Annotated in this window: 10 protein-coding genes; 5 read left to right on the top strand and 5 right to left on the bottom strand. The window is 47.4% G+C overall.

Annotation, left to right across the window (positions count from 1 at the left end):
* The first annotated feature begins 126 nt into the window (after window positions 1-126).
* Together BM292_RS09415 and BM292_RS09420 are read left to right on the top strand one after the other, a co-directional pair.
* Window positions 127-2,127 (top strand): TonB-dependent copper receptor, encoded by a 2,001-nt coding sequence (locus tag BM292_RS09415; RefSeq protein ID WP_092857918.1) that lies wholly within the window; start codon window positions 127-129, stop codon window positions 2,125-2,127.
* A 54-nt stretch (window positions 2,128-2,181) separates the two neighbouring features.
* Window positions 2,182-2,901, top strand: coding sequence for a YebC/PmpR family DNA-binding transcriptional regulator (locus tag BM292_RS09420; RefSeq protein WP_092857921.1), 720 nt, complete (start codon window positions 2,182-2,184; stop codon window positions 2,899-2,901).
* Window positions 2,902-3,041: 140 nt separating this feature from the next.
* Here the strand turns inward: BM292_RS09420 and BM292_RS09425 are convergent, their stop codons facing one another.
* Window positions 3,042-5,192, bottom strand: a complete 2,151-nt coding sequence (locus BM292_RS09425) for a S9 family peptidase (RefSeq protein WP_092857923.1) — start codon at window positions 5,190-5,192, stop codon at window positions 3,042-3,044.
* A gap of 246 nt (window positions 5,193-5,438) precedes the next feature.
* Between BM292_RS09425 and BM292_RS09430 the strand changes: the two genes are divergently transcribed.
* Window positions 5,439-7,475, top strand: coding sequence for a tetratricopeptide repeat-containing diguanylate cyclase (locus BM292_RS09430; protein WP_092857925.1), 2,037 nt, complete (start codon window positions 5,439-5,441; stop codon window positions 7,473-7,475).
* A gap of 50 nt (window positions 7,476-7,525) precedes the next feature.
* Here the strand turns inward: BM292_RS09430 and BM292_RS09435 are convergent, their stop codons facing one another.
* Entirely contained in the window at window positions 7,526-9,664 is a 2,139-nt protein-coding gene (locus tag BM292_RS09435) for a prolyl oligopeptidase family serine peptidase (protein WP_092857927.1), read from the bottom strand.
* A 29-nt stretch (window positions 9,665-9,693) separates the two neighbouring features.
* The gene (locus BM292_RS09440; RefSeq protein WP_092857929.1) at window positions 9,694-10,254 is read right to left on the bottom strand and encodes a glutathione S-transferase family protein; all 561 of its coding nucleotides are present in this window, start codon (window positions 10,252-10,254) and stop codon (window positions 9,694-9,696) included.
* Window positions 10,255-10,308: 54 nt separating this feature from the next.
* Here BM292_RS09440 and BM292_RS09445 point away from each other — a divergent pair, with 54 nt between their 5' ends.
* Together BM292_RS09445 and BM292_RS09450 are read left to right on the top strand one after the other, a co-directional pair.
* Complete coding sequence (locus BM292_RS09445; protein ID WP_092857931.1) at window positions 10,309-10,920, top strand: DUF502 domain-containing protein; 612 nt, start codon at window positions 10,309-10,311, stop codon at window positions 10,918-10,920.
* 10 nt (window positions 10,921-10,930) lie between these two features.
* Window positions 10,931-11,584 carry an alpha/beta hydrolase gene (locus BM292_RS09450; RefSeq protein ID WP_092857933.1) on the top strand — a complete coding sequence of 218 codons (654 nt, stop codon included), beginning with the start codon at window positions 10,931-10,933 and terminating at the stop codon, window positions 11,582-11,584.
* Here BM292_RS09450 and BM292_RS09455 read toward each other — a convergent pair.
* Together BM292_RS09455 and purE are read right to left on the bottom strand one after the other, a co-directional pair.
* On the bottom strand, window positions 11,581-12,669 hold the full coding sequence (locus tag BM292_RS09455; protein ID WP_092857935.1) for a 5-(carboxyamino)imidazole ribonucleotide synthase: 1,089 nt from the start codon (window positions 12,667-12,669) through the stop codon (window positions 11,581-11,583). The two genes, BM292_RS09450 and BM292_RS09455, sit on opposite strands and share 4 nt — an antisense overlap.
* Window positions 12,666-13,160, bottom strand: a complete 495-nt coding sequence (purE, locus tag BM292_RS09460; RefSeq protein WP_092857937.1) for a 5-(carboxyamino)imidazole ribonucleotide mutase — start codon at window positions 13,158-13,160, stop codon at window positions 12,666-12,668. The genes BM292_RS09455 and purE overlap by 4 nt, the downstream gene beginning before the upstream one ends.
* Window positions 13,161-13,213: the final 53 nt, after the last annotated feature.

Raw genomic sequence — 13,213 nt, forward strand, 5'->3', positions numbered from 1 at the left:
CCTTCTTAAGTACCTCTTAAGTATGCATCAGTTTGCTGAGAAATCCACCTGCGACACTTTGCCACATCCTTTTTTAAATCAATCAGTTGATAATTCGCGCATTCATTAATTTCAAGGAATGCCGTTATGCTGACTACTCTCTCGTTAATGCTTTTATTAAGCCAACAAGATGTCGATAAAACCGAACTTGAGCGCATTGTTGTCACCGGAGCCCGTCCGCTGAGCTCAACTGAACTCGTCAAAGACCCAAAAGCGCCACAACAACCTTTACCAGCCCATGATGGCGGCGATTACTTGAAATCTATTCCAGGTTTTTCACTGATTCGTAAAGGCGGAACCAGTGGTGACCCTGTATTTCGAGGCGCTGCCGGTTCTCGTTTAACGATTAATAGTGACGACCAAATGTTACTTGGCGGCTGCTCGGGACGTATGGACCCACCCACAGCCTATATCAATCCACAAAACTATGATCAGATCCGCATCATTAAAGGCCCACAAACCGTGCTTTATGGCCCTGCGGCAGGCACCGTATTATTTGAACGCACAAGCTATCAATTTGATCCCAGCCAAAGTCCTGGCCAGGTAAGCCTGGTTGGCGGTGCTTGGGGACGATTGGAAAGCACGGCTGACTATACCGCCGGTAATGACAACGGCTTTTGGCGAGTCAATGCCAGTTACAGCGAAGCCGACAATTATGAAGACGGCGCTGGTGTTGAAGTCAACAGCGCCTATCAACGATGGGGCGTGGATGCGCAAGTAGGCTGGACGCCTGATGATTATACCGTTGTCTTGCTCACCCTAGGGCAAAGTGGCGCCGAAGCGGCCTACGCAGACCGCGCGATGGATGGCGCTGTGTTTGACCGTACGAGTGCCAGCTTGCGCTGGCGCGAGAGTTATCCTGTAAGCTGGCTCGCCGAATTGGATAGCCAGATCTACTTTGGTTATGTTGACCATGTCATGGACAACTACAGTTTGCGCACTTTTATGCCGACTATGGCGATGCCTAATCCGAGTGCAAAAAACCCTGATCGTTACACGCGCGGTGGTCGCATGGTCGCGACATTAGATAGCGATTTCTGGTCGAAAATTCAGGTTGGTATCGACCATCAGTACCATAGTCACCGCGAACGTATATCAATGAACCAAGCTGCGATGCCTTATCAAGAGCGTCCTCGCCTTGCTGATGCGACCATTGAGCAGACCGGCCTGTTTGCCGAAGCAAGTTTTGCGCCAAGTGACCGCAGTAAATTCTTCGGTGGCATTCGTTTAGATAATTGGAAGGCTGAGGATCAACGCCAGTTTTTGGGGATGATGCACGCCCCGCGTCCAAATCCAACCATGGACGAGCGACGCGATGATTATTTAACAAGTGCTTTTTTACGTTACGAATACACCATTAATGCCCACCAGTGGTATGCCGGCATCGGTCGCGCCGAGCGCTTCCCGGATTTTTGGGAGTTGATTGGTAATCAAAATATGAGCGAAACCAGCGCCAGCTCATTTCACACCAATGCTGAACTGACGCATCAGCTTGACCTTGGCTATCACTATCGCCAAGAGCGTGTGGAGTGGGTTTTAAGTAGCTTTTATAATCGCGTTGACGACTTCATCCTGATTGAAAACGGTATGATGATGAATCCCGACACTGTGCGCGCAATTAACGCAGAAAGCTGGGGAGGTGAAGCGATGGTCACCTATCGCCCATCAGATAACTGGTTACTTGATGCTAGCCTTGCATACACCCACGGTAGCAACCTATCGGATGCGCGCCCGTTGGCTCAACAACCACCGCTAGAATTGAAGTTTGGCGCTGAATATAAGTTTCAAGATTGGACGTTTGCCGGGCTGTGGCGCGTTGTGGACAATCAACATCGTGTGGCTATTGGTCAAGGCAACATTGTCGGCAATGATTTCAAACAAACAGCTGGTTTCGGGACGCTAGCACTCAATACGCACTGGCGCATTTCAAATAGTTGGCGGGTGAGTTTTGGTGTCGATAACCTGCTCGATAAGCTTTATGCCGAGCATTTGAGCACTGCTGGTGCGATGGTTGCCGGATTTGAACAAACCACACAGGTCAATGAACCGGGTCGTACTTTCTGGTTTAAGCTGGATTATCACCTATAACTGGGTATAAAATTGCCAACTTCATTAATAACCAAATATGATTGAGAGCAATTTATGGGTCGCGCGTATCAAAACCGAAAAGAGTCGATAGCCAAAACGGCCGCTGCCAAAAGCAAAGTTTATAGCAAATACGGTCGCCAGATTTATGTGGTCGCCAAGCAAGGTGGCGTTGATCCTGATGCAAACTTGCAGTTGCGTAGTCTTATTGATAACGCCAAAAAGGACCAAGTACCTGCACACGTTATCGAAAAAGCGATTGATAAAGCCAAAGGTGGCGCGGGTGAAGATTATTCACCAGCGATGTACGAAGGTTTCGGACCAGGCAACTGCATGGTCATGGTTGACGCGTTAACCGATAACCCGAATCGCACCATTGGCGAAGTACGTAACTGCTTCACTAAAACCAAGTGCAAACTCGGCGCACCGGGCAGCGTGTCACACATGTTCGACCATTGCGCTATTTTGCGTTTTGCTGGTGATGACGAAGATGCCGTGCTTGAAGCCTTGATGATGGCGGATGTCGATGTCACTGATTTAGAAGCAGACGAAGGCTTCATTACCGTGTTCGCGCCACATACGGAATCACATAAAGCCAAACAAGCGCTTCAAGAAGCCTTCGAAGGCATCGAGTTTGAAGTGGACGAAGTTCAGTATCTACCGCAAATCACGACTGATTTAACGAATGAAGACGATGTTGCGCAAATGGAGAAGTTGCTCGATATGCTGAACGATTGTGACGACGTACAAAACGTCTACCACAACGCCCAGTGGTAAAGTACAACGACGATATTAGATATTGGATATTAGATATTGGATATTGGATATTGGATATTGGATATAAGAAAGGCGAGCTTGGGAAAACCAAGCTCGCCTTTTTCGTGTTTGCGCTTTTTCTAATGGCTAATATCTAATCGCTAATTGCGCTCTTGCAGTAGATTTAAGATGAAGGCGTATTCTTCTGCAATTTCCTTCATTCGCGCAAACCGACCACTACTGCCGCCGTGCCCTGCACTCATATTCGTTTTAAACATTAACGGATTCGCATCGGTTTTGTGCGTACGCAACTTAGCAACCCATTTTGCTGGTTCAAAGTATTGAACTTGTGAGTCATGTAAGCCCGTGGTCACTAAAATGGCTGGGTAATCCTGCTTTTTCACTTGATCATATGGCGAGTAAGAAAGCATATAATCGTAGTACGGCTGATACTTTGGATTACCCCACTCATCAAATTCGTTGGTGGTGAGCGGAATACTTTCATCCAGCATCGTAGTAACCACATCAACAAACGGTACGTGTGCCATCAAGCCGCGATATTGCTCAGGCGCCATGTTCGCCACTGCACCCATCAACAAGCCACCTGCACTGCCGCCCATGCCGAAAACTTTATCCGGATGTGCATACTGTTCCGCAACCAAATGTTCAGTGACGTCAATGAAGTCAGTAAACGTATTAATTTTATTCAACAGCTTGCCGTCTTCGTACCATTGACGCCCCATTTCTTGACCACCACGAATATGGGCAATGGCATACACAAAGCCGCGGTCAACAAGGCTGAAAATCGTTGAGCGGAAATAGGGATCAGAGCTGCTTCCGTATGAGCCGTAGGCGTACTGATAAAGAGGCGCTGAGCCATCCTGTTTGAAGCCCTTCTTATACAGTAAAGATACTGGAATCTTTGTGCCATCATTTGCAGTCGCCCAGGTGCGGGCTGTTTCATACAAACTTGCGTCAAAGTTTGGTACTTCATTTTGCTTTAATATCTCACGCTCGCCAGTAGCCATATTGTAGGCATATACCGTCGATGGTGTTGTGAGAGAGCTATAGGTGTAGCGCAAAATATCGGTGTCTTGCTGGGCGTTGCGCTCAAAGACCGTCACGTAAGCTTCTTCATCTGAGGCGATAAATTTGGCTTGCTCTGGCGCATCCCACGGCACAATTCGAATACGGCGCAAACCATCACTGCGCTCGTTGATTGCGAGATAGTTACTAAACACAGTGAAGTCTTGAATAAATACGTCGTCGCGATGATCAACAAGTGGCTGCCAATTCGCTTTATCACCAATGTTTTCATGCGCAACTTGCATCATTTGGAAATTCGGTGCGTTCAAATCGGTGCGAATAATCCAGCGACCATCGAGGTGATCGGCACTGTATTGAAAGTCTCGCTCACGTGGTGCTAACACTTTGAATTCGCCATTTGGCTCATCAGCATCTAGCACGTGCACTTCAGTTGAAACCGTTTGGTCGAGGTTAATTTGAATATACTCGCCGTCGGTCGTGTTATTCACCCACATATAGAAAGTGTTGTCTTGCTCTTCATAGACCAGCTCAGCCGTATCTGCCGCTGCCCCAATGCGATATTTCATCACTCGTGTTGAAAGCAACGTCTGTGGATCGTTCTCAATCACAAACAACGTTTTGTTGTCCTTCGCCCAAGCAATTGCTGGCGATAATCCTGTTAACGTTTGCGCGTTGTCTTCACCGGTGCTTAAGTCACGAATACGCAATTCGTATTGGCGACGGCCGGTATTATCCACCATATATGCCATTAACTGTTGGTTGGGGCTTACAGCAACATTACCGACGTTCATGTAGCTTTGCCCCTCAGCAAGCTTGTTCACGTCTAGCATGACTTGCTCAGTACCGTCTTTGTCAGCGCGAATATAAATTGGATACTCTTTACCGGCTTCATACTTTACTGAATATAAGTAGTCGCCTTTTTGATACGGCACCGAAGTATCGTCTTGTTTAATTCGGCTAATGATTTCTTGCTCGAGCGTAGACGTCAGTTCAGCATAGTCGGCACGATAATCATCATAGTAAGCATTTTCGGCTTCAAGGTACGCTAATACATTAGCATCAGTGCGACTATCGTCGCGAAGCCAGTAATAAGGGTCTTGTCTGTTGCCCTGAGGCGACTCCACCACATATGGGCGCTGCTCAGCAATGGGCGCTCGCGCAGCTGTTTCGGTTGTCGCGGCGTTTTGCGATGCCGGACTACAGGCCGATAACCACAGTGCTGACAGGACTAAAGTGCTTGTATAAAAACGATTTTTTAAAGCCATCTTATGATTCCGAATTGAGTGGAAATTTAACTATACGATGCATTTTAAAATGCGCAACAAATCAGTGTTACAAGTTGTTACACTTGCTCAAAAAATGAGGTATCATCGAGCGTATAACACACAAGATTAACATGCCACCTTACGAACGTTCATAGCGTGTCATTCGCCGCAATTGGCAACACACGTCCGACCAGCTGTGTCAAACTGATGATGTTTTAGGCAAAGTTAACATTTCTGGGAGGGCGGATGCCTAAGTTTTTGGTTTTGGTAGCGCTTATAATTGGTTTACTTGCAAGCGATGTTTCTGCACAAGAGACATCGAGTCCAGCGGTTGACCAAACCATTGAAAACCGTCTTGATGCGGTGCTTAATGCTGCCAATACAGAAACCTCACTGGCGCAGTTAACCGAAATCCGCGATGATTTAACCGACGACACACCTATTCTCACTCGCGTCCGCACGCTGAGCTACATTGCTCTCGATTACGCCTATCTTGGCGATTACGAAAAAGCTTATGCACAAATTGATGAAGTGCGCCGTATCGCCGAGCGCAGCGGTTTAGCCGATGCGCATGCTGAAGTAGAAGCAACCGCCTTGTTAATCGTTGCAATGCAAGGCAAAATTTCTGAGGCTATGGCGAACCTCAATGACGCGCTGATACCTCTAGAGAAAGCTCAAATTCCTCGTGTGAAGTACTTCGTCAATAACCTCGCGGCATACTTATATCGGCAACGTAGTCAATTTGACCGTGCCCTTGAACATCTCATTTATGCTGCCGATGCTGTCGCTGAAACGGATGACTCGCGCACGCTTATCCGATTGATTTCAACGAAGCTACAAATCGCAAATCTATATACCCAACAAAAGAACTATGACTTAGCGATAGAACAGCTTGATGATGCGGAAAAACTAGCGACAGAGAACGATCTCATGGACCAGTTGGGTACCGAGATCATGATGCAACGCGCCTATGTCGAAAGCAATAAGGATAATTTTGATACCGCCCTTGGCATTTACGAGCAATTAAGACAACGCTTACAAGGTAATCCTGATCAGCTCAATAATTACCTAACAGTCTTAAATAATATGGGCGATGTTGATATTCGTATCGGCCGCTATGAAGACGCAAAAGCCGTACTTCAAGAGGCTTATGCCATTGCGAAATTGAACCCACGGCAATACAACCCTGAAGTTATTTATTTCAATTTAGGTTATGTCGATGTGTTTTTGGGTGAGGTTGAGAAAGGCCTCTCTGAAATGCGTGATGTTGTTGAAACAGCTCGTGAAGCTTGGCCTCCTTCTGAGTTTGAAGGCTTATTGGGTGAATATGCTGAAGCTCTGGTACACGTGAACCTGCTCAACGAGGCTATTGAGGTGTTGCTTGAGCAACGCCGATTACGCGAAGAAGCTTATAAGGGCGACCAACAAAAGAGCATCGCCGAACTGCAAAACCTCTACGATAGCAAAGACAAGGCGATGCAAATCGAGTTGCTGTCGCAAAAGAATGAACTTAACCAGCAACTCATCGAAAACGAGAGTCAGAAGCGCACAATTTTAACTCTATTTGTTGTAGTTGCCCTGTTTGCCATGATTTTAGTGGTGTTGTTATACCGTGCTGCACGACGCAGTAATCGCGAACTTAAGGTAGCCAACAGCATGCTCGCTGAACAGTCAGTGCGCGACCCACTAACCGGACTTTTAAATCGCCGCGCCTTGCAAGATAAACTGCGAGCACCGCACAAAGTAGCCCATGATGCCATGTTGCTACTCGATGTAGACCACTTCAAACGCATCAATGATAATTTAGGTCACGCAGCCGGCGATGACGTTTTGATTGAAGTGTCAAAGCGACTGCTACAGGTTTCTCGCGATTCAGATTTGGTCGTGCGTTGGGGGGGTGAAGAGTTCTTGATTTACCTGACCAATACTGAGCAAAGCAAACTGCCAGGTATGGCGAAGCGCATGCTGGATGTGATTGGTTCGACCCCAATCAAATCGGGCGATCGTGAGATTTGGATTACCGCCACAGCCGGCTTTATCAGCTATCCATTCGCTGATCTACAAGAAAATCAAATGGGCTGGGAAGACACCCTGCAATTGGCGGATATGGTGTTATACGCCGGAAAGGTTCATGGTCGTAATCAAGCGTGGGGCGTCATGGCGCTCAACAAGCCGTTTGCTGAAGTTCAAAACCTTCTTGAAACTGACCTCCCTGGTGCTATTGAACAAGATGCGATTAGCGTGGAAATTATTCACGGCCCTGAGCAAGCAAAAGACGCATAAAAAAAGCCCCGAGTGTCGCAAAACATTCGGGGCTCTCACCTGAACTAAAATTAATTCAATTCTTTAACACCCATATTCCACAGTGTAAAACCGTAGATATCAGCATACTGTTCAATAGTTTTCGATACTGGGGTACCAGCACCATGACCTGCGTTGGTCTCAATACGAATCAACTGCGGGTTAGCGCCAGCGTCTTTCGCTTGAAGCTCAGCAGCAAACTTAAATGAATGCGCTGGAACCACACGGTCATCATGGTCGCCGGTAGTAATCATTGTCGCAGGATAATGAACACCTGACTCAACATTATGTACTGGTGAATAGCCGTAAAGGTATTCGAACATTTCTTTGCTGTCTTCAGCGGTGCCGTAGTCATATGCCCAACCAGCGCCAGCCGTGAACGTGTGATAACGCAACATGTCGAGTACGCCGACCGCAGGCAGTGCAACTTGCATCAAGTCAGGACGCTGAGTCATCACAGCACCCACCAACAAGCCACCATTTGAACCACCACGCACAGCAAGTTTGCCGCTTGAAGTGTAGTTTTCCGCAATCAGATATTCTGCTGCTGCAATGAAGTCATCAAATACATTTTGCTTCTGCATTTGCGTACCCGCATTGTGCCATGCTTTACCGTACTCACCACCACCGCGCAGGTTAGCAACCGCATACACACCACCAAGCTCAAGCCACATTGCATTAGTCATACTGAAGCTTGGTGTCAGGCTGATGTTGAAGCCGCCATAACCGTACAAAATAGTTGGGTTGGTGCCATCAAGCTCCATACCTTTTTTGTAGGTGATAATCATCGGCACTTTGGTACCGTCTTTCGAAGTGTAGAATACCTGCTTCGACTCGTACGCGTTGCTGTCGAACTGCGCTTTTGATTCGGCATAAACGCTTGATTCACCAGCATCTGGTTCATAAGCGTAGATGGTGCCTGGCGTGTTGTAGTTGGTGAAGGTGTAATACACCACGTCGGCTTCGCGCTTGGCACTGAAACCACCCACGCTACCAACGCCTGGCAGTTCGATTTCACGCACGCGTTCGCCGTCGTAGTTGTACTGCTCGACCTTTGCAATCGCATCCACCATGTACTCGGCAAAGATATAGCCAGCACCGGTTGATGGGCTCAATACGTGCTCAGATTCAGCAATAAAATCTTGCCAGTTTTCTGGTTGCGGATTCGCCGCATCGACGGTTACAACGCGCTTGTTCGGAGCATCCAAATCGGTCACTAAATACAGCTTGCTACCCACGTTATCTAACACGTAGGTATCTGAATCTGTATGATCCAGTACGGTGACTAGTTCACTGTCAGGCTTCGACAAGTCTTTCATAAACAACTTGTTGCCCGAAGTTGAAACGGCCGCCGTGATAATCAAATAACGATCATCTTCAGTGACTTGGCCACCCACATAACGATGTTTTTCAGCGTCAGTGCCGCCAAATACCACTTGGTCTTCAGCTTGCGCCGTACCAAGTTTGTGATAGTAAAGTTTGTGCTGGTCGGTTTTAGCCGAAAGCTCACTGCCTTCAGGTTTGTCATAGCTTGAGTAATAGAAACCTTCGTTACCGTACCAAGAAATACCACTGAACTTCACATCAACCAAGGTTGGCTCAAGTTGCTCTTTGGTTTCTACGTCAATGACGATGATTTTACGCCAGTCGCTACCGCCTTCAGAAATAGCGTAAGCTGCTAGCGAACCATCTTTTGAAAAGCTCAAGGTTGCGAGCGAAGTGGTGCCGTCTTCACTGAAGGTATTTGGATCTAAGAATACTTCAGTGTTGCCTTCTGCATCGGTGCGATACACCACGTATTGGTTCTGCAAACCATCGTTTTTATAAAAATAGGTATAGTTGCCTTCTTTAAATGGCGCACCGACTTTTTCGTAGTTCCACAGCTCGGCTAAACGGTCTTTGATTTTGTCGCGATATGGGATCTGCTCAAGATACTCGAATGTCACTTCATTCTGCGCTTTCACCCAAGCTTCAGTTTCTGCTGAGCGGTCATCTTCTAACCAACGATACGGGTCAGCAACAACAGTACCGAAATATTCATCGGTGACATTGCCGCGAACCGTCATTGGATACGTCAGTTTTGCATCCACCGCGGTCTCCGTATGTGTTTCTTGTTGTGGCGAACAGGCGCTTAATAATGCTACGCCAGCCACAGCTGCTAAATATTTCATGTGTGTATTAACTCCCCTCTTTATTGTTATTAACTCAGCGCGGGATGCGTATTTGCAAACCATGGCTGATTATTCATACCTAATAAAAACTGTTGCAGATTCGGATATTCTGCAAGCTGAATTCGCTCACGAAATTGGGCCCAACTTAAAAAGCACGCCAAGCGCAATTGCCCGTCACTGTATTGATTCGTTTCTGGCCAATCGCGTTCATTTAATTCTTTCAAAATGGTGTGAATACGATCGTACTGACGCTGCAAGTAAGGGCTATCTTTGGTGGTAATATTATCACGCTCTAATAAAAATAAATTTACCGTGGCATCAAGTGCTGTATTTGCGAGACAAAATAAATCGAAATCGGCGACATCGTCACAAAATGATTGTTGATGACGTTCGCGCAAATAACGAAGAATCGCCGCCGAGTCAGTTAACTGAACGTCACCGTCGTGAAGAAAAGGAACACGCTGGGTTGGCGACTGCTGTGCACTTTGCGAATAATCCGTTGGTATAAATTCAAAAGTGTCGTTGTTCTGAGCCAGCACAATACGGCAATGACGCACATACGGTGAGGTATAACTACCAAATAACTTCATAATGCCCCCTAAAAGACGTTAAGCTATGCGTTCAATCTGCTTGAGATTACCAAAATGAAACGTGGAATACAGTATTTACTCAAAGGCCTGACAATTTTGCTGCCGTTAGTGGTTACGATTGCTTTGGTCCATTGGTTTTTAGTGACCATTGAATCTTGGCTACGGCCAATTTGGGAATCCATTCTGGGAACCAAATATTATTTCCCGGGTTTAGCCTTCTTAAGTTTCCTGGTACTCGCCATTATTATTGGCTTTAGCGCACGCTGGCGCTTCATCAATAAGCTATGGGAGCTGCCCGGAAACATCATGCAACGGATGCCGGTGCTACGAAGCTTATACGGAACGATCACCGATGTATTTGATTTAATGTCGGGCAAGAGCTTTTCTGATGAATCGGTCGTCTTGGTCACTTTACCCGGGGTGGATGTAAAGTTAATCGGCATTGTGACGAAAAAGCCAGGTCAAAAAGAAGATCGTCTCTCGGCGATGCTTGATGAAAACCATATCGCTGTATTTCTGCCCATGAGCTATAACGTTGGCGGTTATATGATTATTGTGCCGCGTGATAGTGTCGAAGCATTAGATATGTCGCCAGCAGATGCTATGCAACTCACCATTAGTGGCGGGCTCGGTAAAAACCGACAGAATTCTGAAGACAACAATTAGTGGAGTACCCATGTCTTACCTTCCTTGCGTAGAAATCGAACCGAATCAACCAGCAACCCATGCGATTATTTGGCTGCATGGCCTTGGTGCGGATGGTAACGATTTTGCCCCATTAGTGCCGCATTTAACCCTTCCAGTAGCGGTTCGATTTGTGTTCCCGCATGCACCACAAATACCGGTCACCATTAACGGCGGCATGCGTATGCCAGCTTGGTACGATATTTTGAGCATGTCGTTGGGCCGTGAAGTTGATGAACAGCAATTACGTGATTCTGCGGCAGCTGTACATCAGTTAATTGAACGCGAAATTGAACGCGGTATTCCGGCAGAGAACATTTTATTAGCAGGGTTTTCGCAAGGGGGTGCGGTTGCTTATGAAGCGGCTTTGACTTATCCGAAACGGTTATGCGGGCTGTTAGCATTGTCGACTTATTTAGCAACACACCAGAGCATCACGCCACATGCGGCGAATAACGATTTGCCGATTTTAGTACAGCATGGATCGCAAGACCCTGTCGTTCCTGAAGCCTTAGGGCAACATGCCTTTCAATGGCTGAAAGAACATGGTTATCATGCTGAGTATCAGAGCTTTGCCATGCAACATCAGGTATGTGGTGAACAGGTACAAGCCATCAACAACTGGCTACAGAAGGTTCTCGCTTAATCAGCGAGAACCTGCAATTTTTCTGCCCATTGTGTAACCCACGTTAGCGCCGTGTCACGATTCGCGGTGCGAATGTTGACGTGACCAACCTTACGGCCTGGGCGTGCCTCTTTGTTATACCAATGACAATCGGTATCCGCATGGTGCCACAAGCCGGCGGGTATTTGATCAGCCCCAATCACGTTGATCATCAACGTTGGTTCTAAGCGCAGTAGTGGCAATGGCATGCCTGTTAATGCTCGGATATGTAAATCAAACTGGCTACTATTGGCGCCGGTCATTGTCCAGTGACCTGAGTTGTGAACGCGTGGCGCAATTTCATTAACCAATAGCTGAGCATCGTCGCCTTCACCGACCACGAAGAACTCAATTGCTAAAACACCGACATAGTGCAACGCATCAGTAAGTTTACGGAAACAGTCTTCAGCTAGACTTTGCAAGCGTTCGTCAACGATATCAATCGCACCCAGGCTGTAACTTAAAATGCCACGATCATGCACGTTCGTAATCAATGGATAACAACAAATGCTACCGTCTTTACTGCGTGCGCCAACCAATGAGACTTCGCGCTGAAACGAAATCATATGCTCAGCGATGCCTGGCGCTTGTCCTGCCTGCTGCGCCAACGCAGTTGGGTCATCAGCCATACGAAAACGCCACTGGCCTTTACCATCGTAACCACCGCGCGCAGCTTTCAGCACTAAGGGTTGTTCGGCCTGACTCAAAATCTTCTCAAGTTCATCTGCGGTGTTATAAGTTTGCCACGGTGAAGTTGGCACGCGGCAATCGTCGAATAGCTTCTTTTCGGCACGGCGATCCGTCAGACTTTTAATGCGTGCCGGGTCCATCAAAAACTTATCATGAGCTGCCGCCAGAATATCTGCGGGAATATCTTCGTGTTCCCAGCTTACGACGTCGGCCCATTCAATGGCGTCGGCAAGTGACAACTGCAAATCAATTTGCGCCGAGAGTGGTTTAACGGTGTTGCTACGGGTACTAAAGAGTAGACACTCGTGACCGTGGCTAATTGCACTGGCACCGAGCATTTGTCCTAATTGGCCATCACCGATAAACAAAATTTTCATGATTCAGGTAGCTCCAATTTCGGGCCATTCATCACTTTTTCACGCTGCTGTTCGCGAAACGCATGCACACGCTGACGCACGTTTGCGTCAAACGAACCAATAATTTGCGCCGCTAACAAGCCAGCATTCGCAGCGCCAGCTGGGCCTACTGCCAAGGTACCAACAGCAACGCCTTTTGGCATTTGTACAATCGACAATAAGCTGTCTAAGCCTTTTAATTGCTTGCTTGGCACCGGTACACCAAGTACCGGAATAGCCGTAAATGCCGCTAGCATACCCGGCAAGTGAGCTGCGCCACCGGCGCCAGCAATCACCACAGGAACGCCGTCTTGCTCAGCTTGTTCCATGGTGGTTTTTAATAAGTCTGGGGTGCGGTGCGCAGACACAACTTCAGCGCGCCATTCCACGCCGAGGTCTTTCAGCATTTGTGCTGCATGTTGCATGACGGGCCAATCAGACTGCGAACCCATTAAGATCAAGACAGGTGCCATGTGGTGCTCCGTTTTTCAAAGGAGCGAATTGTAGCTATACCAAGCGATAGGTG

The organism is Pseudidiomarina tainanensis (genome assembly GCF_900115255.1).
GTDB classification, from domain to species: Bacteria; Pseudomonadota; Gammaproteobacteria; order Enterobacterales; family Alteromonadaceae; genus Pseudidiomarina; species Pseudidiomarina tainanensis.

Coding starts and splice junctions, on each gene's coding strand:
- BM292_RS09415 (WP_092857918.1), top strand. CDS start 127: ATGCTGACTACTCTCTCGTTAATGCTTTTATTAAGCCAACAAGATGTC.
- BM292_RS09420 (WP_092857921.1), top strand. CDS start 2,182: ATGGGTCGCGCGTATCAAAACCGAAAAGAGTCGATAGCCAAAACGGCC.
- BM292_RS09425 (WP_092857923.1), bottom strand. CDS start 5,192: ATGGCTTTAAAAAATCGTTTTTATACAAGCACTTTAGTCCTGTCAGCA.
- BM292_RS09430 (WP_092857925.1), top strand. CDS start 5,439: ATGCCTAAGTTTTTGGTTTTGGTAGCGCTTATAATTGGTTTACTTGCA.
- BM292_RS09435 (WP_092857927.1), bottom strand. CDS start 9,664: ATGAAATATTTAGCAGCTGTGGCTGGCGTAGCATTATTAAGCGCCTGT.
- BM292_RS09440 (WP_092857929.1), bottom strand. CDS start 10,254: ATGAAGTTATTTGGTAGTTATACCTCACCGTATGTGCGTCATTGCCGT.
- BM292_RS09445 (WP_092857931.1), top strand. CDS start 10,309: ATGAAACGTGGAATACAGTATTTACTCAAAGGCCTGACAATTTTGCTG.
- BM292_RS09450 (WP_092857933.1), top strand. CDS start 10,931: ATGTCTTACCTTCCTTGCGTAGAAATCGAACCGAATCAACCAGCAACC.
- BM292_RS09455 (WP_092857935.1), bottom strand. CDS start 12,669: ATGAAAATTTTGTTTATCGGTGATGGCCAATTAGGACAAATGCTCGGT.
- purE (WP_092857937.1), bottom strand. CDS start 13,160: ATGGCACCTGTCTTGATCTTAATGGGTTCGCAGTCTGATTGGCCCGTC.